Origin of the sequence: Salipiger abyssi (assembly GCF_001975705.1) — a bacterium.
Classification (GTDB): domain Bacteria; phylum Pseudomonadota; class Alphaproteobacteria; order Rhodobacterales; family Rhodobacteraceae; genus Salipiger; species Salipiger abyssi.
This window is the reverse complement of sequence record NZ_CP015093.1, coordinates 227787-246900: the sequence shown is the minus strand read 5'-3', so window position 1 is coordinate 246900 and position 19114 is coordinate 227787. Positions and strand designations below refer to the sequence as shown.

Genomic DNA, 19114 nt, shown 5'->3' with positions numbered 1-19114 from the left:
AGGGCGGCTGCTCTGCGTTTGTAGCACGACGATACGCATGATTGCAATAACACTATGATTTCATGTCATTTTTTTGCATGGTGCAAGTATCGTGTTGACGAATGAGAACGGAGCTTAGTCCTCGTTGCTTACGAACTGCCGTCCGGTCCACGAGTATTGCGGCGGGATCGACACCGTCGCCACACCAGCGTCGGCGACACACAGGTCCGCGTAGTCCCGCCAGTCTTCTGGACGCATGGCGTCACCGAGATTGACCAAAAAGAAACCGGCCAGTAGTGCGGCCACGCAGCCAATCTCGTCGCTGACATGTGGGGTGATAGTGGTCATCCGCAGACGAAGGCGGGTGGACGCGAAACGGTCGCGCGCCTCGTCGGACAGGTCGCGCAGTTCAGCGGCGAGGCACTGTGCTTCAAGCGCATCCTCGTCGGACATCATCCACAACATCGACATGCCCAGCGCGCGGGCTTGATCGGGCGTGGATGGTGTGTCGGATGCACCGAGGACGCGGCCTGTGAGGGCTGCAAGGCGGGCATTTTGTTGGAAGTGCTGATACATCGTCTAGATGCCTTTCATAATGTGCTCCTCGTTGTGATCATTGGCTGGCTCTGCGGTCCCGCGAGGAATGGGCAGGTGAGCAGATCGGGGGGGGGGAACCTAGCCTATTGTTGCCGGGTCAGGGTTTGTGAGCTGAGCGGCGTCTCCCCGTGGCAAGATTGCCGAGTTACCGCCCAGCCCATCCATCGCCGCCCCGGCGGGCGACGACGAATTCTGAAAGAAGAAAGTTCCGCCGAAGCCAAGGCCCTCCGGCGGGAGGCTCAGCTCGGAAGCGCAGAAGAGAGCGCACCCGGCGAGCGCAAGGAGCCTGAGTGTGTCTCACCAACGCGCAGGTGGAGTGTTTAGACGGTCATCGGACCCCGCCGCACGCGGGGCAAGGCCCGAACATCTGGAGTCGCTTCATCCGGTCGAGCGTCAGAACGGCGGCGGCGAGTAGCGTCGGGTCAGACTTGCGTTCTTCCCCTTCGGCGCGCTCGGCGGGCGGCATTTCGTCTAGCCATGCTGCAATCTTCCCGAGGCACTGCCCGAGGGTCGCAGCTTCTTCCGCCACGCGCCTGTAGGCCATGCTGCGTCCTGCACGGAGGTCATCGACGGCCAGCCGTAGGGCCTTGAGACTCGATATAGCGGCCTCGGCAACGAGACTGGCGTGCGGATCGCGCTCGATGGACATCAGCCCCTCTCCTTGCCTGTGCCGCAGGTGCATAGCGTCAACCGATCCCGCAGCGTCTCGGCCAGCGCCGCCGAGACCTTACCGTCGCGGGGGAGCGTGTGATCGTGTTCTCTCGCCCCTGCGCGATGTACCCTACCCGCATGACGGACAGCTTCACGGCGGATCGCACTTCGGGCCGATTCCGGAACGCTCGGATCAGCCTCACAGACGCGCAGAGCGTCTCTCAGGGCGTGTGTCGCCTCGACCGCCACATCTGCCAGAGAACGGGCATCCCAGCGGTCAGGGAGGCTCTCTGCGGCGCTCTCATCGCGTTCACGACGAAGGAAATGAATGCGGTCCCGGACTTCGGAAACCTGCGACAGCCGCGTGGCGCGGCTCCGGACTGACACCTCTGCGAGATCGCCGTCTTCAGCCATGTCGCCGAAGGCCTCTTTGTAGGCCCGGAGCTTCTGTACGCCACGGGCGACCTTGGTGGCGAAAGACTCGCGCTGAGCGTCCCCCAACTCCACGGAGCCGGAGACGATCTCGTCGTGGAGAGTCATGAGACTAAGCCAGTCCGAGGCGGCGCGCTTCGGTGATCCGTTTCGCAGCCGGGAGCGTGGCCAAATGACGGAGCTGCTCTTCCCGCGCCGTCGCTTTCGGGGCTGCGTCCAATTGCCCGGCCTCGTCAAGAATTTCACGCAGGAGCTTGCCCTGCTCGGTCGCGTAGACGGCCTTGGTCATTTCGTCGATGGTCGGCTCCGGCGCGCCGTTGAGGTAGCTACGGATCAGTTCAGTCCCAGTCAGCTCAGCGAGGAAGTGGTCGCGCGCGGCTTCGGGAACGCCCTGGTCGGCGAGGTGGCGGTCGAGGCGCACACGCTGACGCGCTTCTGCCAGCCGTTGTTCGTGGGTCAAGCTCTTAGTCATTGGCTATGCTCTTTCTGTCAGGAGCTGAGGGCGGTCGCTGGACGCGCCGCTTCAAGGATGCGCTGCTCCCGCACTGGCGAAAACCGGGGCAGTACGAGGCCGAGCCATTCGATCAGAGGGCCGACTTCGAATTGCAGTGCTTTGCTGCCGCTGACGCGGCGCTGTGCCAGTGGGCAGTCCATTAGGCGGCGAAGGATGCGAAGTTCGTTCGGCTGCCAGCCGAGCGCAGCGGCGGCGTCGTCGTGTTTGATGTAAAGGCGGTCCAAGGGTGTATCCTGCTAGTCAGGTCGTTGTTGATGTGAGGAGATCGGCTGACTGAGGACCCCGCCCTCAATTCAACCTGCATCACGATCAATAACATACATCTTGACTAATGTCAAGATTTGTGAACCAGAACAGGATTGAGTGATTCGAATTTGTGCTGGGCCGGTCCGTAAATGTAGCGGAACCGATGTCGGGTGTGGTGGTCGCGAGCGCCGTCAGGCGCGAAGCTTGCCCTCGGTTGTGACCTGCATCGGACCGACCTTCGCAAGGGCTTTAAGCGAATGACGCATGTGACGGGCCGTGGCGAGCGGACCAATGGCAAACGGATCAGCGCAGGGGCGACCCAACACTTGGAAGTGTACTCGTGCCCCTGGCGCTGGGCTGCAGCCTTGCAGATTGAGCTCGGTGAAATGATCGAGAGGTGTCGCCCTGCGCGAAGGACCACCAAATGAGCCAAAGGCCCCTCGACTGGCCCCTCTCGGCAAAAAACCTAATGATTTCAGGCGATTTGGTGCCCCCACACGGCGCACCCTGTTTGCGATTTTTCCAAACGTTTTCAACATGCGGGTGCCCCACGGATCGCCTTATTCCGCCCCTTTCGAATCAATGGGTTAGAATAGGGGTGCCCCACGGTTTTTATCCCCACTCAATGTCAGCGATGGTCGCGAGGGCTTGCTCGGAAAGCATCCCGCGCTGCGCTTTCGCGGTGTATATCCGGGTGGTCGATGGCTGGGTATGAGCCAGCACCGCGCCGATCTGCTGGTCATTAACGCCAGCCTCGGCAAGCATCGTCGCCATTCCCTTGCGTACACCGTGGGACGACCTCTCGGGCAGGCCGGCGTCGTCGCACCAACGGCGAACCCGCGTCCGCAGCGTCTCGACGTTTTTGAAGGGTTTGCCGCGCTCCGACAGCAGGTAGGCCGGGCCGATCACCGGCATTGCCCGGATCGTTCGGAGAAGCGGCGGCAGGATCGGCAGAGACACGGGCGCGCTGCCCTTTTTCCCCGGCTGCCATTCAAGTCGCACGATTCCGTTGCGCGTCACCTCATGCGAGCGGCCAAGGATGCACAGATCCCCAATGCGAGCCCCGGTGAACATCGCGAGGGTCAGCCACAGGAAGGCAGTAGAGCCGGGCCGGTGCGTCTCGGCAAACTGGCGCATGTCGTCGGCGGTCCATGGCTTTGTTCCGCCCTTGCTCTTGTGGATCTTTCCCACGCCCTCGGCGGGGTTCATCTCAGCCGCGCCTATCTCAATGGCGAATTTGTACATCGCCTTCGCCGCCTTCATCATGTTGTCAGCTTCGGCTGGGGTCGCGGCGCGGGCGTTCCTGACACGCACAAGGGCGTGCGTCGGAAGGTCCAGATGCAGATCCCCGTAGCGGTCACCGTCGTCGTCCAGCTCGTCGCAAAGGCGCGTGAGCAGGCTGCGGCGTTGCTTTAGCGTGGCGGGGCTTGCGTTGCCGCCATCGACCATGCGCGTCAGGTGGGCGAGGTACTTCTCGCGCAGCCAATCCAGGCTTTCGCGGGGCGCCTGTATGGCGACTGGCGCCCCCTCCCATTTCTCACCGACGCGGGCGGCGCGGTAGTGCTCTAGAAAGTCCGGGTGATCCGGGCCGACTGGAACGGTGATCTTTTTCGCCTTCTTCCCCTTCATGCGGACGATATGCCGGATGTTGCCAGACGGCAGGGTCTCGGAATACCAGCCGGGGAAGGGGTTCGGGGGGGTCATTTTTCACCGTATCGCTTGAGCGTCGTGACCTTGTTGCCCTGATTTTCGTCTTGGGCATAGTCGAATTTCACCCCGTCCGGTCCGACGGAGACGATGCGAGCGCCGGGATTTAGCGCTCTGACGGCATCGAGTGCATCCGCGATCTGGCGCGGGGTTGGCATGGATGGTGCGGCAGTTTTGGCCATCAGCTCTTCCTCCGGCGCTTCTGCTTCCTCGCGGCGTGGTCGAGCTTTGCCGTAGCAAGCGCCATCTGACGCACTTCCGGTTCAAGCTCATCGTATCCCCGATACCAGCGCCCTCCGGAGAGTCTCGGCAGGAGGGCGCGTGGGATCGCCTCCCAATTCTCTGGAGCTGTGTTGCTCTTGTCGCCGTCCAGGCACTTCAGACAGTGACCCTCGGGAAGAGCGCCATGGGCCTCTTCCCATCGTATCAGGTGGACGGCACGCCAGCGCGACTGTAGCGGCATGTCGTCATGGATCTTGCGCTCGATATAGCCGTCTTTGCTAATGCGCTCAGTGCCGATGGGTTTGTAGAGCTTGACCGCGCGCCCGCGCCGTTCGCCTTTCTTGAACCAGCCTTTTTCGCTCCCTGGTGCGCAATGTCCTTTCCGTCCTTTGTTCGGCGGTTCCTGGCCTTTCTCGAAGCAACCGGTGCGGCCCGTCATCCAGCCCTTGCGCTTGCAGAGGCTGTTGAAGTTCGTCAGCGAAACATCCGGGCGTTCCCATAGATCGACGAACTCGGCATGCGCCTCGCGGCGCGGGCGCGTGTGGTTGTCGTGAATCCAGAACAGTTCCGCATCGCTGTATTCGATGGGGCGACCCTTCATGCATCGTCTCCCTTGTTGTTGCCGATCTGGGGCAGCATCGGAAGAACGCCCTGGCCATGCTCCGCGAAGAGCTTTGCGGCTTTGAGTTGGAGGTCGGCATTGCCGGTGATTTGATCGGCCACCTTTACGATAGCCTCCGTCCGCTTCACCTCCTGCTCTATGGCTTCGGCGCTGAGTTCTTCGATTGACAGTCGTTCGAGCTGGGCGAACAGGTGATTGTTGAGATCCGTGAGCTTGTTTTTCATCACAATGCTCCCTCTGCTATGGCTTGGTGCCCGACCCTGCGCGAGCTGCGGCGCAGGGCGCGGAGGCGGGTATCGGCGTCGCTGGCAATGGCGTGAAAGACCAGCGCCGCCGGGCCGGACGCGCTGGCGGCTGCCGCCCGCGCCCGGTCGCGCAGATCGGTGATCTCGTCGATTTCGGCCAGCACGCTCTGGATCGTCACGGCGCTCATGCGGCGCCTCCATCGCCGCGCCCCATCATGCGGGCGATCATGCCGCGACGGTTTTTGTGCGCATCGACAGCGGCGCGGATGGAGGGCAGAGCGGCGACGCGCGCCGCGTCCACCTCGTTGGGGCGCTGCGGCGCCGGATAGTGGCTCGGATAGGCTTCGAGCCGGGCGGCATGGCGCCCCTCGATGCGCGCCGAGCTGCCGTCTTCGCGGCGCTGCTCTTCCTTGAGCTGCAACCAGGCGTCCTGCACGGCGACGGGGCTGTGAAAGACCAGGTCCGGCGTGGTCACCATGCGGGACAGGCCGGCGAAACGTGTGGGGTGAAGCATTGTGTCCTCCATCTCTGAGCCCGCGATCAGCCGGAGGCGTCTTCGGCGGGGTGATGAAGGGTAGTAGCGAAAATCGCTACAATTCGCAAGGGGCGTTGTAGTAAAATTCGCTACATTCTGCTTGAGGGCTTTAATAGTCCTGCCGGCGTTGCGGCTGACAGAAGCGCCTGGCGTGGGTTCAGCTCAGGTTGATCTTGGGTGGGTTTATGCTGCGTCAGCCCTGACGTGGTCGCGTATGTAGTTGATCGCCTGCTTCGGCCCGGATGAGAAGAAGGGCATAAGCAGGCCTCTATTTTGTGCCATCTCAAATCGGCGAGTGGATACCCCGCCTTTGTTTAGACCTGAAACCACTGCGATCACGGGGGCCTCATCGTCTTCGCGTTCTTGGTGCCGCAACAGCGCGGCCATAAGTTTCTCGTTTGAGTTTGCTGCATAGATGAGGGCAGCTCGAAGCCCTGTGCGTTTACTTTTCAGTAGAACGTCTGCAGGATTGTCTGCTTCAGTTTCATCTTCGATCACGTAGTCGTTGCCGAAATTCTCTTTTATGGCGCTCCGCACATCGTCAGCAAAGGTGGAGGCAACATTCTCACGGTTGAGCAGCAGGATATCTCGTGCCCTGATCATGGCGGAAAGGAAGCTCAATGCTGCGCGAGCTGGACCTTCGCCAGCGATCGGTTCCCGTCTGATTTGGCAGCTGTCACGGTCTAAATAAGAACCATGCTCTTCCAGCATTGCATCGAGTACAGATGCTCTTGTTCCTGTGTCCGTAAATGTCCCCGAAGCGATAGCAGTGGCGATGAAGTCGCCATCATCTTCGACGGTGAACTCACCATTGGCCTCTGAAAGGTAGAAGCTGATGGGGTCGCCAAATGACTTTGCAACATCTGTAGACACAGCAAATCCTGCCGGCACCGTAGACACCGACAGTCCGCCGCAAAACTCGCGACAAATTAGGTTTTTGAGTTCGTCAGATTTCATCAAAGAGACCGGGTTGCTCATCAGTCAGGATAGCAAGAAAATCGCAAGCGGTGTGGAAGAACGTCGTTGGTGTCCAAGTTCTCTGCCTCCTGTGATATTTTCCGTGTTCAGGAAGTCTATCCGGCAGATCAATAGATCGTGGTCCGGGCGTCAGAGTTCCATCACATGCCACATGAACGTGAAGACCTGACTGACGTGGTTGGTCTTCTAGGCGAATAATCGCTGACCATTCTCCTCCTTCTGCCGGCACCATCAACAAGGCCTTCCACTTATCGAACGTTGGCGCGACTTCAAACAGGCAGTGCGCCTCTGACTGATCTGGTAGTTTCAGGGCTAGTGATCGCCATCGCCACGCGGGCGGCAGAGGTTTGCTTCTTACGAAGATCGGTGCGTTACGTGGGGGGATGGCTCCCGACTTCCAGCCGGTATCTTTGATAACCGCCTTGGGTTGCTTCTTCCAAAGCTGAGGGCGTGCTGATTTCAAGATGTTCGGCACCTTTCGCCATACCAGTTTCACATCGCGCTACGCTTTAGATCTTTCTTGCAAGCTCGGCCGGCCAGTGCAGCCGTACCCTCGCCGCCCACTTCAAGCCCTTGTTCCACATCGTGTTTGCCCCGGGGTTCAAAGAAATCAGATGAAACAGGCCCGGTTCGTCGCCGGGTTTTACCTGCTTCACCCACCCCATGCCGTCCTCATCCTCAACAACACAGCGATGGCCGATCACGTCGTTGGGCACGCCGTCATGTGTGTGGCGCGTATAGAAAAGCAGGTCACCCGCGCTGAACACGGGCTCCATGCTGTCGCCTGCGATTTCGACCGCCACGACGCCATGCGGTGACAGGCCTGGCGGGCATTCTACCTGCGGCCCACCACCCTTAGGGTAGGCGTCGAAAACTGGAACCTGCGCTCCGGCGCCGACCGTTCCGGCGATGGCGATGGTCGGTGTGGAGGGTATCTCACCAGGCACGTCAAACCCTGTGATCTCGGCAATCCTAAGGAGCTCTTCTGCAGAGATTGCGCGCTTTCCGAGGGCCATTTTGTTAACGGTTGAGCGATCCACTTTCTTCGGCACGACCGCATCAAGGCGTTCTGCAAGTGCAGATTGGCTCATGCCCGAGAAATCAAGGGCTTGGATGAGCCACTCATTCAGCGGCGTGGAGATGGGTGTTCGCGCGATCATGTCGGCGAACAGAATATCGCTACATGCGAACATCATCTGTAACGAAAATCGCTACATTGCGTCTTGCTGATTGTAGCTAAAATCGCTACCAACGTGCCATGGAACCGGCAAGCAGCATCATTTCGGCCCTCGGAGGGCCTACAGCGGTCGCCGCAGCGATTGGCATTCACCGCACGCGTGTGTCGATGTGGCAGGCTCCGCGCGAGCGGGGCGGCACCAACGGGCTTATCCCTTACCGTCATGTCCCCCGCCTGATGGAGGTAGCACGCGAGAACGGCGTCGAGCTCACACCCGCCGATTTCATGCCGCCGGTCGATGGCGCCGCCTGAATCCCCTCGCTGTCCCATGCCTCGACCATGGGGCAGCGCCGACGCAACACCAAGAAAAAGGGGTTTCCCATGAGCATCCTGCTACGGGCCCACATGTTCGGAGAGCTGGTCAAGGCGGTCGGCGGTGTCGACGCGGCGGCGGCGGCGATAGAGGCGGCGGTCGGGCACACGGTGTCGCGGGGCACGATCTCGAAGGTGCAGAACGGGCATGCGGAGGTGCCCTATGCCTGGGCGAGCGCGCTTGAGAACGCCTCGGGCCGGTATCCGTTTCTCAACATGCGCAGCCGCGAGGTCACCGGCGGGCCGGCGCGGTCTGAGCTGGCCTGTCATCTCGACATGCTGCGCGAGGCGACCGAAGGGGTCACGGCGCTGGCCGAGTTCGAAGCCAATCCGGACGATCCGCAGGCGGTGGCCAGGGCCTATGCCGAGTTGGCCGATGTGCACGACCTGACCGCGGGAGCCATGGCAAGGCTCAAGGCGATGATGGGCGTGCGGAAAGGGGATGCGGCATGACCAACGACCTTATCCCTTCCCGCGCGGCGTCCTCCCCGGCGCCGTAGCTTTTTCCGCTGGAGATCTGACATGCCCGCACGAATGCCCTCGCGCACCGATGATGAAATGCTTCTGAACATGCTCGACATGCGTGATTTCGATGGTCTGAGCGCGTCCAAAATCGGCCAGCGCGCCGGGCGCTCACGGGCTGCCGTCTGCGGGCTGTTCAAGCGGGTTCGGGATGACGAGGCGCGGCACGAGGCGGAGTGTGCGGCGCGTGGTGTGCCTGTCTGCCAGTGCCTGAAACCGGAAAACCGCGATGGGGGCATGACACGCCGCTGGTGGCGCTCATGAGTTCCGGACCTTACCCCCTCGATATGGCCGGCCAGCGGAGCTTGCCGGTCGCGCATCTGACCATGGATCTGAGCCGGTCGACCTGCGGAAACTTCATGTGGTCGCTACGTTTCGTGCCGCCGAGCGGGATGGAGGGAAAACCGGCGCCAGTGGCCAACGGGTTCTGTGACCAGCCGCGTGAGCGCCGCCGCCTCGCAGCGGAGTTGCGCGCCGTGGCCGATGCCGTGGAGGCCTGGCCATGAACGGGCGGAAATCGCCGCGGGTCGCGTTCGGCCTTCAGGCGGCAACGGTGGCGCTGAAGGCCAAAGCGGGGGTGCTGACGGGCAGGGATCAGATCGTGCTGGTCGAAGCCATGTTCGATTGGGTCGATGACGACCCCTTCGCCAGAGACGCGGTGCGGGATTTCTTTGCCGCCGTGAGGATCGACGCCGCGCGCGCGGGCGACCGGCTTTTGTCCTGGCTGGATAACTGGCTGCCGGAGATGGATTTCCGCCGTCCCGAAGGCGTTCTTCGCGGGATCGAGGCGGAGCGAATTCACGACTGGTGTGCCAGGAAGGATTGCGGTCTTGAGTGAGCCGCGGACCCTCCCGCGCGACGTTCTCGCCCGCATTCCCGACCTGTCGGTCGATGAGCTGCGCGGCTGGTGGGCGGCCGTGTTCGTCTGGAAATTGCGACCGGTCAAGACCGGGGAGCCGGCGCTGCTCGGCGCCCGGGCAAGGGAGCTGGGGGTGACGCTGTGACGGATCCACGTCTGGACGAAGCGAAGGCGATCTCGGCGCGTGAGATGGTCGACCGGCTCGGCATCGTCGGGCTGAAGGCCAGCGGCGGTGAGCTGATCGGGCCGTGCCCGCTCTGCGGCGGGCGCGACCGGTTCGCGATCAACCTGAGCAGCCATGCCTTTCTGTGCCGCCGTTGCGACATTCGCGGCGGCGACAATATCGCCCTGGTCATGGCGGTTCTGGGCTGTGACTTTCGCGCGGCGCTGACCTGGCTTTGCGGCGATGCGCCGGCGCAGGTCGATCCCGGGGAGCTGGCGCGCCGGCGGCAGCGGGGGAGGAGCGGGCGCGCCGTGATCGCGCGGCGCAGGATCGGTATCGCGAGCGGGCCATTGCTGACGCGCGCGCGATCTGGGCGCGGTCACGACCGGGCGCCCAGGGCGTGGTGCGGGCCTATCTGACGGCCCGCGGCATCGCGCCCGGGGCGTTGCCGAGCATCCCGCCGGCGCTGCGGTTCCTGACCGATCACCCCTATGTCAAGAAGATCGGCGGCGAGCTGGTGACGGTGCATCGGGGGCCGTGCATGATCGCGGGGGTGCTGAACCCGGCGGGCGAGATCACGGCGGTGCATCAGACATGGGTTGATCCGGAGCCGCCTCACGGCAAGGCGCGGATCGCGTGGCAGGGCGATGCGCTGCCGGCGAAACTGGTGCGCGGCTCGAAAAAGGGTGGCGCGATCCGGCTGGTCACGCCTGACGATGCAGAGGCGCTGGTGATGGGCGAGGGGATCGAGACCACGCTCTCGGCACTGGCGGCGGATGCGGTTCCCGGCGCGGCCTATTGGGCCGGTGTCGATCTGGGCAACATGGCGGGGCGTGCGCAGCGGGGCGCCGGCCTAAGGTATGCCGGCCTGCCGGATATGAGCGATGCCGAGGCCTTTGTGCCTCCGCCCTGGGTGCGCCGGCTGATCTTCATCCAGGACGGCGATTCCGACCCCCGCGCCACGCGCCACAAGCTCGAATGCGGCCTGCGCCGCGCCATGGCTTTGCGGCCCGGGCTGCGCGGCCAGATCGTGCAGGCGGGGCAGGGTGTCGACCTGAATGACGTGCTGGCCGGGCGGGGCGCGGACGGATGAGCGACAGGCTGGACGAGGTGCGCGCGCGGTTTGCCGCGCCCGAGGATGTGGACATGCCGGATGACATGCCGCTTCCAGATGACCCGGGCGAGACAACGGGCCGCGGAGACGATGGCGATAATGGCGGCGCCGGCAGTGCGACCGAAGAGCCGCCGGAGGCGCAGGGCGCGACCCTGCCGCTGAATGACACCGGCAATGGCCGGCGGTTCGCGCTCTATTGCGGCCAGGACGCCATGGTCGTGCCGCGCGTGGGCTGGCATGTCTGGGATGGCCGGCGCTGGAAGCTCGATCCCGACGATATCTCGGTGCGTCGCCATGCCCAAAGCGTGCAGCACCACATCATCCGCGAGATCCCGCATCTGGTCCTGGAGGACTGGCAGCAGCGTGAGATCGGCAAAGAGGTCGAGATCCGCAGGCGAGAGGCTGCGCTGCGCGCGGAGCTGAAAGCCGGCACGCCGACCACCGAGCAGGAGGTCGCGCTCGAGGAGCTGACACAGCGGCTGAGCTGGATCCGCAAGCTCAAGGATCGCCGCTCGACGATGAAATCGGATCACCGGACCTTTGCCAAGTCGAGCGGCAACAAGGCCAAGATCGACGCGATGCTGACCGAGGCGACGGTCGAGCTGGCGCGCGAGGTCGACGATCTGAATGCCGATCCGCTGACGGTGAACACCGAATCCGGCCTGTTGCGGTTCTCGGTCGATGGCGGCGGCGATAGCGGCTTTTCGAAGACGGCCGATGTCGCGCCCGAGCCGCATGCCCGCGAGGTGACGATCCCCGGCCGCAATGCGCCGCAGCTGATCACACAGATGATGCCGGTCACATACGACCCCGATGCGACATGCCCGCTCTTCGATGCCTTCCTGCACCGGGTGCAGCCGGATGCCGAGATGCGCGGCTTTCTCCAGCGCTGGCTGGGGCTTTCACTGACCGGGCTGAAGATCCAGAAATTCGCCTTCTTCTACGGGGCCGGCGCGAACGGCAAATCGGTGCTGGTCGATCTGATCGCCAGGATGATGAGCGACTATTCCCATGCGGCGAAGATCGAATCCTTCACGGGCCGGAACCGCCGCGGCGGCGGCGACGCGACGCCCGACATCTTCCCGCTGATGAATGCCCGCATGGTGCGCGCCTCCGAGCCGGAAGAGGGTGAGCGGCTGCAAGAGGGGCTGATCAAGGAGCTGACCGGCGGGGAGCCGATCCTCGTGCGCCAGCTGCATGCCGATTTCATCGAGGTGCATCCGTTCTTCAAGCTGACCATGTCGGGCAACCACAAGCCCGACATTCGCGGCACCGATGACGGGATCTGGCGGCGCGTTCTTCTGGTGCCGTTCGATGTGCAGATCCCGGCGGCCGAGCGTGACGAGAAGCTTGGCGAAAAGCTCTGGGCGGAGCGCGCGGGCATCCTGAACTGGCTGGTCGACGGGCTTGTGCAATATCTGGAAGGCGGGCTCCAGGAGCCGCAGCAGGTGCTGGACGCGACACAGGAATATCGCGCCGATAGCGACCCGATTGGCACCTTCCTCGGCGACGCCTGCCTGGTCACCGGTGATCCCGGCGACTTCCTGCTGGCGCGCGAGATCATTCAGGGCTTCAACCTGTGGCTCGATCTGCGCGGCGAGGGCATGTGGGGCGACCGGACGGTCTCGCTCAAGTTCAAGGGGCTCGCGAACCGATATCGCGATCCGCGAACCGGGAAGACCTACAGCCCCGGTAAGCGCGAGGCGACCGGGTATCGCGGCATCAGGTTCGTGGATCTGTTCCGGCGCAGCTTCGATACGGCGCCGCGCGATGCGAAGGGGCGTCCGGTGGCGGCGACCGCCAGTGCCGGAGGCGGCGCCGACTGATGGCCCTGCCGGACAAATACTGGCTGCTCTGCGGCCTGAGCCTGGAACGGCTGCCGCGCGCCGCGCTCGACGAGATGCTGGGGCAGGCGGCGCGGGCCGGTGCGCTGGCGCTCTGCTCGCGACCGCGCACGAAAGCCGACTGCGCCCGGCTGCTCCGCCGCGCGCGACAATCGACTTACGATCAGACCGCCGCGCGCCGGCAGGCGGCCGGCGGGGCCGTGCAGTCCGCGGCATCGGTTTCGGTTTGCGAGATCCCTGCGTCCGAGGTGAACGCCTGGCTGCGCGCGTTGCCGCCGGAAGGCCTCGATCCATGATCCCCCGGGGCGCAGCCCGGCGCGCAAGCGCGGCCCGCACCCCGCACCCCTCACCCTTCTTTCGGAATTCAGGACGGTTCGACCGGCCCGACATGCCGCTGTCACGGCTCGACGGCGCGACATGGGGTTCGGGGGAAATGTCGCGATTTCAATCCCTTGCGCGGGTTCTACGGCCTGAACGGCCCGAACGGCCTGAAATGCGAGGTAACGCATGCGCGCGACAGAAAGGGGGTGTGGGGGAAGAGCCGTCTTATGCGTTAGTTGGCATCTCACGCCGTTCGGGCCGTTCGGGCCGTGATCCGCCTTCGTTCTCACATCATTTCAATGGCTTACCTGTTCACGGGCTTTCTGTGTCTCAGGCCGTGCCCTGTCTCCCTCGGGCCGTTCAAGCCGTTCTCTTTACAATCGAAAATCAACATATGGTCTATAAGGGTAAAGTTGGCCCTAAATATTGAAAGGATCTGGCATGAGCGCAGGAATGGTGTGGTTTGGAGAGCCGGACTATCGGGCACTGGAGGTCGGCGACGTGGTTCTCGGCGACAAGGCGGTGGCGCCGCTCTGCAAGCCGGGGGCGGCGGGGTGGTATGCGCTGCTCTGCGCGCCGCAGCGCGAGCGGCAGGCGGAGGCCTGGCTGGCGGCGCGCGGGGTCTATGCGTTCCACCCGGTGACGGTGCGCCGGTCGCGGCAACGTGGGCGGGTGCGGGAGTATCACCGGCGGTATCTGCCGGGCTATGTGTTCGCGCGCTTTGCCGGCGTGCCGGTGGCGCATCGGGTGCTGACGTCGCCGTTTCTCTTCGGGGCGCTGTGCCGGCGGGATGGTGAATGGGGTGTGCTGGGGCCGAAACGTCTTCGGGCGCTCCATGAGATGCGGATCCGCGAAGAGCGCCAGGAGCAGGAGCGGCGGGCGAGGAAGAAAGCGCCGGCGGCGGCGCGGCGGGTGCGGGCCGGCGATACGGCGCTGTTCCGCGCCGGGCCGTTCGCCGGTCTGCAATGCGAGGTGGTCGAGTTGCTGGCCGATGGCGGTGCCCGGGTGCAGCTGGAGCTGTTCGGCCGCCCGACGCCGGCGACTGCCTCGCCAGACGACCTTGTTGCGCCATCTTCCGGGGCGGCTTGACAGGCGGCATGGATCGCTCGTAACGTGCCGCTCACACAGCCTCAGGCCCGGAGTGCCCCGCAAAGCGGACTGATACCCGGGTAGGTGGGCGGCGCGGACGGGTTGCACGCCACGTCTGACACGCCTTCAATGTGCCCGAAGCCCCGCCAAGAGCGGGGCTTTGTCGTTTCTGGACCATGGGCATGGGACGTTTGAAAGGGCGGGGCATCTCGTCACGGATCGGTGCGCCGGGGTCGCGGCTGCGGCGGGCGGCGCCTGCCAGTGGGGATACGCCGGCGCGGCGCTCGACGGATTGGCTGAACACGGCGCGCTGGCAAAAGCTGCGGCGCAAGGTGCTGGCGCGGGACGGCTATGTCTGCCGGCAGACCGGCGTGTTGCTGATCGGCACATACCCTGCCGGCGACAGTCCGGTGGTCGATCACATCCGCCCGCATCGCGGCGACCCGGCGCTGTTCTGGGATGAGGCCAACCTCCAGTCGGTGAGCAAGGAATGGCACGACCGGGTGAAGCAGAGCCGGGAAAAGCGCGGCCTGGCGTGACGGGCCGGGGGGTGGGGTCAAAGTCGGGGGCTTTGGGCGGCCAGACCCGCGCCCCCCTCACCGGGAGATTTTTTATTCGGAGACCGGGTTTTTGAACGACATCCGCGAAACAGACCTGTTCGGCAACCCCGTGCGGGCCGGCAAGGGCGCGCCTGGGCGGCCTCGCAAGGAGCTGACGGCAACCGACCTCGACATGCTGGAGGCGGGTCTGATGCAGGGCTGGACGAACCAGCGCATCGCCAAATCGCTGGGCATCGGGGTCTCGACGCTGAAGCGGAATTTTGGGCCTCTGCTGCGGATGCGCGACCAGATGCCCGACCGGCTGCGGCTGCTGATCTTCTCGACGGCGGTGCGCAAATCGCTGGAGGGCGACATGGGGGCGATCCGGCAGGTGCGCCAGCTCATGGAGGACAACGAGCGGCGGCTGGCGGCGGCGCGGATCGACCGCGCCGGCGAGGAGGAGCCGCCGGAGGTGCCGGTGGGCAAGAAGGAACGCGCCCGGCGCGCCGCCGAGCAGGTGGCGGAAACGGGCGGCGGCGATCTCTGGGGCGGCGATCTGAGCCCGGGGAGCTATCACTGATGGAGGGCGCGGAGGCGCTCTTCGATCCGGCCTGGTCGACGGCGGTGCCGGACTGGGAGGCGCGGATCGTGGCGGGACGGTCGCTGCTGCCGGATCTGCCGCTCTTCGATGCGGTGGCCGACAAGGCGCTGCGGATCTTCAAGCGGCTGCGCGTGCCCGATCTGATCGGCACGCCGACCTATGGCGAGGTGTGCGAGGATTGGGTCTTCGATCTCGTGCGGGTGATCTTCGGCAGCTACGATCCCGACCTGAAAAAACGGATGCTGCAGGAGTTCTTCCTGCTGGTGCCGAAGAAGAACGGCAAATCCGCCATCGCGGCGGCGATCATCGTGACCGCCGCGATCATGAACGAACGGCCGCAGGCGGAGCTCCTGCTGATCGCGCCGACGCAGAAGATCGCCGGCATCGCCTTCAAGCAGGCGAAGAACATGATCGCGCTCGACGCCGATCTGGTGCGGCTCTTCCGGGTGCAGAATCATCTCAAGGAGATCACCCATCATGTCACCGGGGCGGTGATCATGATCCTCTCGGCGGATGGCGATGTGGTGACCGGCTCGAAGGGCACGTTCATCCTTGTCGACGAGACCCATGTGCTGGGCAGCAAGCCCAAGGCGCCGGACATCTTCGTCGAGCTGCGCGGCGGGCTGGCGTCGCGGCCCGAGGGGTTCCTGCTCCAGATCACCACGCAATCGAAGGACCGCCCGACCGGCCAGTGGGAAAAGGAGCTGGAGACCGCGCGGGCGGTGCGCGACGGCAGGATCGACCTGCCGATGCTCGCGGTGCTCTACGAGCTGCCGGCGAAGATGGCCGAGGCGGAGGCGTGGCGCGATCCGAAGACCTGGGGGATGGTCAATCCGAACCTCGAGCGCTCGGTGTCGCGGGCCTATCTGCAGCGCGAGATGCGCAAGGCGGAGGAGGACGGGCCGGAGGCGCTGGCGCTCTTTGCCAGCCAGCACCTGAACGTGCAGATCGGGCTCGGGCTCAAATCGGGCCGCTGGGTCGGGGCGGATTACTGGCCGACGGCGGCGCGGGCGGATCTCGATCTGGCGCGGATCCTGGCCAGCTCGGAGGTCTGTGTGGTCGGCATCGACGGCGGCGGGCTCGACGATCTGCTCGGGCTCTTCGTGCTGGGGCGGCATGCGGAAACCAGCCGCTGGCAGGGCTGGGCGCGGGCCTGGGCGGATCGCGACGTGCTGACGCTGCGCAAGAAGATCGCGCCGGAGCTGGTGGCGCTGGAACAGGCGGGCGAACTGATCCTGGTCGACAATATCGAGGAGGAGGCGAACCCGGAGATCGTGGAGATCTGCGCGCGCATCCGCGATGCCGGGCTGTTTCCGGAGCAGGACGGCATCGGCATGGATCCGGAGGGCGTGGGCTCGATCATCGACGCGCTGGTGGAGGCGGGGTTCCGGATCGAGGATATCCGGGCGATCAGCCAGGGCTACAAGCTCAATGCGGCGATCAAGACGGCGCCGGTGAAGCTGAAGAACGGCAGCATGGTGCATGGCGGCCAGCGGATCATGACCTGGTGCGTCGGCAACGCCAGGACCGAGGCGCGGGGCAATGCGGTGATCGTGACCAAGGCGCAGAGCGGCAGCGCCAAGATCGACCCGCTCATGGCGATGTTCAACAGCGTCATGCTGATGAGCTGGAACCCGGTCGCGCATCGGCGCGGCAATCTCAACGACTTTCTGAACAACCCGGTGATGGCGATATGAAGCTTGCGCGACTGATGAAGGGCGCGATCCAGGGCGCGCGCGCGTCCCTGGCGGCCGGCGAGTCCGGCTGGGTCGCGCTCTCGGGCGCCGGGGTGTTTCCGCAGGCGGGCTATCGCTCGACGGCGGGCAAACCGGTGTCGCAGGACAGCGCGCTGACGGTCTCGGCGGTCTGGGATTGCGTGCGCAAGCTCAGCCAGACGGCGGCGACCCTGCCGCTCAAGGTCTATGAGAAGAGCGCGAATGGCGGTCGGGTCGAGATCGAGCCGGATTTTGCCGATATCATCTGTCGCCAGCCGAACAGCGTGCAGACACAGGTCGAGTTCTGGGAGGGCATGGTCGCCAACCTCTCGATGCGCGGCAATGCGGTGGCGGAAAAGAAAGTCCTGGGCCGCAATATGGTCGGGCTGTCGCCGCTGCCGAACCTGACGCCTTATGTGAATGCCGAGGGCCGGATCGTTTACGAGTTCTACGACCGCGGCAAGCTGGAGCGGCTGCCGAAGGACAAGGTCTTTCATCTGCGCGCCTTCGATCCGGGCAACGGCATCGGGCTCTCGACGATCAGATACGGCGCCAATTCGATGGGGGCGGCGCTTGCGGCGGACGAGACCGCCGGCAGCGTGTTCTCGAATGCGATGATGGTCGCCGGCGTTCTGGCCTCGGATCAGACGCTCGACGCGCAGCAGCGCGCGCAGCTCGGTGAGATCATCAACAGCTATGTCAGCTCGCGCCGGGCGGGCAAGGTGATGGTGCTGGAGGCGGGGCTGAAGTTCGAGCCGCTGCAGATGAACCCGGAAGACGCGCAGCTGCTGGAGACCCGGCGGTTCCAGGTCGAGGACGTGTGCCGCTGGTTCGGCGTGCCGCCGATCATCATCGGGCATGCGGGGGACGGGCAGACCATGTGGGGCAGCGGGGTCGAGCAGATCATGCTGTCCTGGCTGACGCTGGGGCTCAACCCGCTGCTGAGCCGCATCGAGGCGCGGCTTCAGCGCGATATCGTGCCGCCGGAAAAGCGCGGTCGCTGGTATTGCGAATACAACCGCGAGGCGCTGCTGCAAATGGACAGCAGGGCCAAGGGCGAGTTCATGGCCAGGATGGGCCAGTCGGGCACCATGACGGCGAATGAGCGGCGCCAGAAGCTGAACCTGCCCCGGCATGACGACCCGGCCGCCGACGCGCTGCTGGCGCAGACGGCGCTGGCGCCGCTCGAGGATCTGGGAAAGGAAAAGAGCAATGAGCAAGCGTGATCTGCCGAAGGCCTTTGTCGCGGCGCGGCCCGGGGTGACGTCGCAGGTATCGGACAAGGTGGTGACCCGCTGGAACCCGGATATCCGGGCGGCGGCGGGAGAGGACGACCGGCGCAGCATCTCGATCCTGGACGCCATCGGCGCGGATGTCTGGGGCGACGGGGTGAGCGCCAAGCGGATCGCGGCGGCGCTGCGCTCGATGGGCGAGGGGCCGGTCACGGTGAATGTGAACTCGCCGGGCGGCGACTTCTTCGAGGGGCTGGCGATCTACAACCTGCTGCGCGAGCACAGGGGCGAGGTGACGGTGCGGGTGCTGGGCATGGCGGCCTCGGCGGCCTCGGTGATCGCGATGGCGGGCGACCGGATCGAGATGGCGCGGGCCAGCTTCCTGATGATCCACAACACCTGGGTGGTGGCCGCCGGCGACCGCCACGCCTTCCGCGAGGTGGCCGACTGGCTGAACCCCTTCGATGCGGCGGCGGTGGGGATCTACCACGCGCGCACCGGGATCGCCGAGACAGAGCTGGGCGCGATGCTCGACCGCGAGACCTGGATCGGCGGCGAGGCGGCGGTGGCGCAGGGCTTTGCCGATGCGCTGCTCGACGCGGACGAGGTCGAGGCGGCGCCGTCGAACGCGGCCTCTGCGGAGCTGGCGGCGGTGAAAAAGCTCGACCTGATGCTGGCCACGGGCACGCGGGCCACGAAATCCGAACGGCGGGAGCTTCTCGCCGCTCTCAAGGGGGGCAAGTCTGGCGCTGCCCCGACCGGCATGTCTGGCGCTGCCGATGACCGGGAGGTGCTGTCGGCCCTCCTTACCAAGCTCAACTCGATCTGAGGAAATCCA

General features: G+C 64.8%; 29 protein-coding genes. 15 read left to right on the top strand and 14 right to left on the bottom strand.

The annotated features are described in order from the left end of the window. Nucleotides 1-114: 114 nt before the first annotated feature. From Ga0080574_RS04800 to Ga0080574_RS04740, 14 genes are all read right to left on the bottom strand, one after another. Entirely contained in the window at nucleotides 115-555 is a 441-nt protein-coding gene (locus Ga0080574_RS04800; protein WP_076695634.1) for a hypothetical protein, read from the bottom strand. Nucleotides 556-904: 349 nt separating this feature from the next. Beyond that, nucleotides 905-1225, bottom strand: coding sequence for a hypothetical protein (locus Ga0080574_RS04795; protein WP_076695632.1), 321 nt, complete (start codon nucleotides 1223-1225; stop codon nucleotides 905-907). After that, on the bottom strand, nucleotides 1225-1767 hold the full coding sequence (locus Ga0080574_RS04790) for a hypothetical protein (RefSeq protein WP_076695630.1): 543 nt from the start codon (nucleotides 1765-1767) through the stop codon (nucleotides 1225-1227). Before Ga0080574_RS04790 ends, Ga0080574_RS04795 begins: the two co-directional genes overlap by 1 nt. Nucleotides 1768-1771: 4 nt before the next feature. Further along, on the bottom strand, nucleotides 1772-2131 hold the full coding sequence (locus tag Ga0080574_RS04785) for a hypothetical protein (RefSeq protein ID WP_076695628.1): 360 nt from the start codon (nucleotides 2129-2131) through the stop codon (nucleotides 1772-1774). Nucleotides 2132-2148: 17 nt separating this feature from the next. Continuing rightward, on the bottom strand, nucleotides 2149-2397 hold the full coding sequence (locus Ga0080574_RS04780; RefSeq protein ID WP_076695626.1) for a hypothetical protein: 249 nt from the start codon (nucleotides 2395-2397) through the stop codon (nucleotides 2149-2151). A gap of 634 nt (nucleotides 2398-3031) precedes the next feature. Further along, complete coding sequence (locus Ga0080574_RS04775; protein WP_198039775.1) at nucleotides 3032-4123, bottom strand: tyrosine-type recombinase/integrase; 1092 nt, start codon at nucleotides 4121-4123, stop codon at nucleotides 3032-3034. Further along, nucleotides 4120-4308 (bottom strand): hypothetical protein, encoded by a 189-nt coding sequence (locus Ga0080574_RS04770; protein WP_076695624.1) that lies wholly within the window; start codon nucleotides 4306-4308, stop codon nucleotides 4120-4122. Before Ga0080574_RS04770 ends, Ga0080574_RS04775 begins: the two co-directional genes overlap by 4 nt. Further along, on the bottom strand, nucleotides 4308-4949 hold the full coding sequence (locus Ga0080574_RS04765; protein WP_076695622.1) for an HNH endonuclease: 642 nt from the start codon (nucleotides 4947-4949) through the stop codon (nucleotides 4308-4310). Before Ga0080574_RS04765 ends, Ga0080574_RS04770 begins: the two co-directional genes overlap by 1 nt. Further along, on the bottom strand, nucleotides 4946-5194 hold the full coding sequence (locus tag Ga0080574_RS04760) for a hypothetical protein (RefSeq protein WP_076695620.1): 249 nt from the start codon (nucleotides 5192-5194) through the stop codon (nucleotides 4946-4948). Before Ga0080574_RS04760 ends, Ga0080574_RS04765 begins: the two co-directional genes overlap by 4 nt. Continuing rightward, nucleotides 5194-5403 (bottom strand): hypothetical protein, encoded by a 210-nt coding sequence (locus Ga0080574_RS04755; RefSeq protein WP_076695618.1) that lies wholly within the window; start codon nucleotides 5401-5403, stop codon nucleotides 5194-5196. Before Ga0080574_RS04755 ends, Ga0080574_RS04760 begins: the two co-directional genes overlap by 1 nt. Continuing rightward, complete coding sequence (locus tag Ga0080574_RS04750) at nucleotides 5400-5729, bottom strand: hypothetical protein (protein WP_156876299.1); 330 nt, start codon at nucleotides 5727-5729, stop codon at nucleotides 5400-5402. Before Ga0080574_RS04750 ends, Ga0080574_RS04755 begins: the two co-directional genes overlap by 4 nt. Nucleotides 5730-5933: 204 nt before the next feature. Beyond that, nucleotides 5934-6707 carry a DUF1828 domain-containing protein gene (locus Ga0080574_RS04745; protein WP_198039774.1) on the bottom strand — a complete coding sequence of 258 codons (774 nt, stop codon included), beginning with the start codon at nucleotides 6705-6707 and terminating at the stop codon, nucleotides 5934-5936. Beyond that, the gene (locus Ga0080574_RS25815) at nucleotides 6697-7191 is read right to left on the bottom strand and encodes a hypothetical protein (RefSeq protein ID WP_156876297.1); all 495 of its coding nucleotides are present in this window, start codon (nucleotides 7189-7191) and stop codon (nucleotides 6697-6699) included. Before Ga0080574_RS25815 ends, Ga0080574_RS04745 begins: the two co-directional genes overlap by 11 nt. 46 nt (nucleotides 7192-7237) lie before the next feature. Then, on the bottom strand, nucleotides 7238-7924 hold the full coding sequence (locus Ga0080574_RS04740; protein WP_198039773.1) for a S24 family peptidase: 687 nt from the start codon (nucleotides 7922-7924) through the stop codon (nucleotides 7238-7240). Nucleotides 7925-8286: 362 nt separating this feature from the next. Between Ga0080574_RS04740 and Ga0080574_RS04730 the strand changes: the two genes are divergently transcribed. The 15 genes from Ga0080574_RS04730 (at nucleotide 8287) to Ga0080574_RS04670 (ending at nucleotide 19105) form a co-directional block, all read left to right on the top strand. Further along, complete coding sequence (locus Ga0080574_RS04730) at nucleotides 8287-8730, top strand: hypothetical protein (protein ID WP_076695610.1); 444 nt, start codon at nucleotides 8287-8289, stop codon at nucleotides 8728-8730. A 69-nt stretch (nucleotides 8731-8799) separates the two neighbouring features. Next, the gene (locus Ga0080574_RS04725) at nucleotides 8800-9063 is read left to right on the top strand and encodes a hypothetical protein (RefSeq protein WP_156876296.1); all 264 of its coding nucleotides are present in this window, start codon (nucleotides 8800-8802) and stop codon (nucleotides 9061-9063) included. After that, nucleotides 9060-9305, top strand: coding sequence for a hypothetical protein (locus tag Ga0080574_RS04720; protein WP_156876294.1), 246 nt, complete (start codon nucleotides 9060-9062; stop codon nucleotides 9303-9305). The genes Ga0080574_RS04725 and Ga0080574_RS04720 overlap by 4 nt, the downstream gene beginning before the upstream one ends. Further along, nucleotides 9302-9637, top strand: a complete 336-nt coding sequence (locus tag Ga0080574_RS04715; protein ID WP_076695604.1) for a hypothetical protein — start codon at nucleotides 9302-9304, stop codon at nucleotides 9635-9637. Before Ga0080574_RS04720 ends, Ga0080574_RS04715 begins: the two co-directional genes overlap by 4 nt. After that, nucleotides 9630-9803 carry a hypothetical protein gene (locus Ga0080574_RS25810; RefSeq protein ID WP_156876292.1) on the top strand — a complete coding sequence of 58 codons (174 nt, stop codon included), beginning with the start codon at nucleotides 9630-9632 and terminating at the stop codon, nucleotides 9801-9803. The genes Ga0080574_RS04715 and Ga0080574_RS25810 overlap by 8 nt, the downstream gene beginning before the upstream one ends. Further along, entirely contained in the window at nucleotides 9800-10240 is a 441-nt protein-coding gene (locus tag Ga0080574_RS25805) for a hypothetical protein (protein ID WP_156876290.1), read from the top strand. The genes Ga0080574_RS25810 and Ga0080574_RS25805 overlap by 4 nt, the downstream gene beginning before the upstream one ends. Next, the gene (locus Ga0080574_RS25800) at nucleotides 10222-10914 is read left to right on the top strand and encodes a DUF7146 domain-containing protein (protein WP_156876288.1); all 693 of its coding nucleotides are present in this window, start codon (nucleotides 10222-10224) and stop codon (nucleotides 10912-10914) included. The genes Ga0080574_RS25805 and Ga0080574_RS25800 overlap by 19 nt, the downstream gene beginning before the upstream one ends. Beyond that, nucleotides 10911-12761 (top strand): DNA primase family protein, encoded by a 1851-nt coding sequence (locus Ga0080574_RS04705; protein ID WP_076695602.1) that lies wholly within the window; start codon nucleotides 10911-10913, stop codon nucleotides 12759-12761. Before Ga0080574_RS25800 ends, Ga0080574_RS04705 begins: the two co-directional genes overlap by 4 nt. Then, entirely contained in the window at nucleotides 12761-13075 is a 315-nt protein-coding gene (locus Ga0080574_RS04700; protein WP_076695600.1) for a hypothetical protein, read from the top strand. Before Ga0080574_RS04705 ends, Ga0080574_RS04700 begins: the two co-directional genes overlap by 1 nt. Nucleotides 13076-13541: 466 nt before the next feature. Then, a complete protein-coding gene (locus Ga0080574_RS04695) occupies nucleotides 13542-14189 on the top strand; it encodes a transcription termination/antitermination NusG family protein (RefSeq protein ID WP_083716771.1) in 648 nt (215 codons plus the stop codon). Between the two features lie 182 nt (nucleotides 14190-14371). After that, a complete protein-coding gene (locus tag Ga0080574_RS26425) occupies nucleotides 14372-14728 on the top strand; it encodes an HNH endonuclease (protein ID WP_076705685.1) in 357 nt (118 codons plus the stop codon). A 91-nt stretch (nucleotides 14729-14819) separates the two neighbouring features. Further along, nucleotides 14820-15308 carry a hypothetical protein gene (locus Ga0080574_RS04685; protein WP_083716770.1) on the top strand — a complete coding sequence of 163 codons (489 nt, stop codon included), beginning with the start codon at nucleotides 14820-14822 and terminating at the stop codon, nucleotides 15306-15308. Next, the gene (locus tag Ga0080574_RS04680) at nucleotides 15308-17026 is read left to right on the top strand and encodes a terminase large subunit (RefSeq protein ID WP_076695596.1); all 1719 of its coding nucleotides are present in this window, start codon (nucleotides 15308-15310) and stop codon (nucleotides 17024-17026) included. The genes Ga0080574_RS04685 and Ga0080574_RS04680 overlap by 1 nt, the downstream gene beginning before the upstream one ends. Continuing rightward, nucleotides 17023-18270: a phage portal protein gene (locus tag Ga0080574_RS04675; protein ID WP_076695594.1), complete on the top strand. Its 1248-nt coding sequence runs from the start codon at nucleotides 17023-17025 to the stop codon at nucleotides 18268-18270. Before Ga0080574_RS04680 ends, Ga0080574_RS04675 begins: the two co-directional genes overlap by 4 nt. After that, nucleotides 18257-19105: a head maturation protease, ClpP-related gene (locus Ga0080574_RS04670; protein WP_076695592.1), complete on the top strand. Its 849-nt coding sequence runs from the start codon at nucleotides 18257-18259 to the stop codon at nucleotides 19103-19105. Before Ga0080574_RS04675 ends, Ga0080574_RS04670 begins: the two co-directional genes overlap by 14 nt. Nucleotides 19106-19114: the final 9 nt, after the last annotated feature.

What these genes read in the sequence shown, in the direction of transcription:
- Ga0080574_RS04800 (WP_076695634.1), bottom strand. Translation starts at nt 555, where the DNA reads ATGTATCAGCACTTCCAACAAAATGCCCGCCTTGCAGCCCTCACAGGC.
- Ga0080574_RS04795 (WP_076695632.1), bottom strand. Translation starts at nt 1,225, where the DNA reads ATGTCCATCGAGCGCGATCCGCACGCCAGTCTCGTTGCCGAGGCCGCT.
- Ga0080574_RS04790 (WP_076695630.1), bottom strand. Translation starts at nt 1,767, where the DNA reads ATGACTCTCCACGACGAGATCGTCTCCGGCTCCGTGGAGTTGGGGGAC.
- Ga0080574_RS04785 (WP_076695628.1), bottom strand. Translation starts at nt 2,131, where the DNA reads ATGACTAAGAGCTTGACCCACGAACAACGGCTGGCAGAAGCGCGTCAG.
- Ga0080574_RS04775 (WP_198039775.1), bottom strand. Translation starts at nt 4,123, where the DNA reads ATGACCCCCCCGAACCCCTTCCCCGGCTGGTATTCCGAGACCCTGCCG.
- Ga0080574_RS04770 (WP_076695624.1), bottom strand. Translation starts at nt 4,308, where the DNA reads ATGGCCAAAACTGCCGCACCATCCATGCCAACCCCGCGCCAGATCGCG.
- Ga0080574_RS04765 (WP_076695622.1), bottom strand. Translation starts at nt 4,949, where the DNA reads ATGAAGGGTCGCCCCATCGAATACAGCGATGCGGAACTGTTCTGGATT.
- Ga0080574_RS04760 (WP_076695620.1), bottom strand. Translation starts at nt 5,194, where the DNA reads ATGAAAAACAAGCTCACGGATCTCAACAATCACCTGTTCGCCCAGCTC.
- Ga0080574_RS04755 (WP_076695618.1), bottom strand. Translation starts at nt 5,403, where the DNA reads ATGAGCGCCGTGACGATCCAGAGCGTGCTGGCCGAAATCGACGAGATC.
- Ga0080574_RS04750 (WP_156876299.1), bottom strand. Translation starts at nt 5,729, where the DNA reads ATGCTTCACCCCACACGTTTCGCCGGCCTGTCCCGCATGGTGACCACG.
- Ga0080574_RS04745 (WP_198039774.1), bottom strand. Translation starts at nt 6,707, where the DNA reads ATGAAATCTGACGAACTCAAAAACCTAATTTGTCGCGAGTTTTGCGGC.
- Ga0080574_RS04740 (WP_198039773.1), bottom strand. Translation starts at nt 7,924, where the DNA reads ATGATGTTCGCATGTAGCGATATTCTGTTCGCCGACATGATCGCGCGA.
- Ga0080574_RS04730 (WP_076695610.1), top strand. Translation starts at nt 8,287, where the DNA reads ATGAGCATCCTGCTACGGGCCCACATGTTCGGAGAGCTGGTCAAGGCG.
- Ga0080574_RS04725 (WP_156876296.1), top strand. Translation starts at nt 8,800, where the DNA reads ATGCCCGCACGAATGCCCTCGCGCACCGATGATGAAATGCTTCTGAAC.
- Ga0080574_RS04720 (WP_156876294.1), top strand. Translation starts at nt 9,060, where the DNA reads ATGAGTTCCGGACCTTACCCCCTCGATATGGCCGGCCAGCGGAGCTTG.
- Ga0080574_RS04715 (WP_076695604.1), top strand. Translation starts at nt 9,302, where the DNA reads ATGAACGGGCGGAAATCGCCGCGGGTCGCGTTCGGCCTTCAGGCGGCA.
- Ga0080574_RS04705 (WP_076695602.1), top strand. Translation starts at nt 10,911, where the DNA reads ATGAGCGACAGGCTGGACGAGGTGCGCGCGCGGTTTGCCGCGCCCGAG.
- Ga0080574_RS04700 (WP_076695600.1), top strand. Translation starts at nt 12,761, where the DNA reads ATGGCCCTGCCGGACAAATACTGGCTGCTCTGCGGCCTGAGCCTGGAA.
- Ga0080574_RS04695 (WP_083716771.1), top strand. Translation starts at nt 13,542, where the DNA reads ATGAGCGCAGGAATGGTGTGGTTTGGAGAGCCGGACTATCGGGCACTG.
- Ga0080574_RS26425 (WP_076705685.1), top strand. Translation starts at nt 14,372, where the DNA reads ATGGGACGTTTGAAAGGGCGGGGCATCTCGTCACGGATCGGTGCGCCG.
- Ga0080574_RS04680 (WP_076695596.1), top strand. Translation starts at nt 15,308, where the DNA reads ATGGAGGGCGCGGAGGCGCTCTTCGATCCGGCCTGGTCGACGGCGGTG.
- Ga0080574_RS04675 (WP_076695594.1), top strand. Translation starts at nt 17,023, where the DNA reads ATGAAGCTTGCGCGACTGATGAAGGGCGCGATCCAGGGCGCGCGCGCG.
- Ga0080574_RS04670 (WP_076695592.1), top strand. Translation starts at nt 18,257, where the DNA reads ATGAGCAAGCGTGATCTGCCGAAGGCCTTTGTCGCGGCGCGGCCCGGG.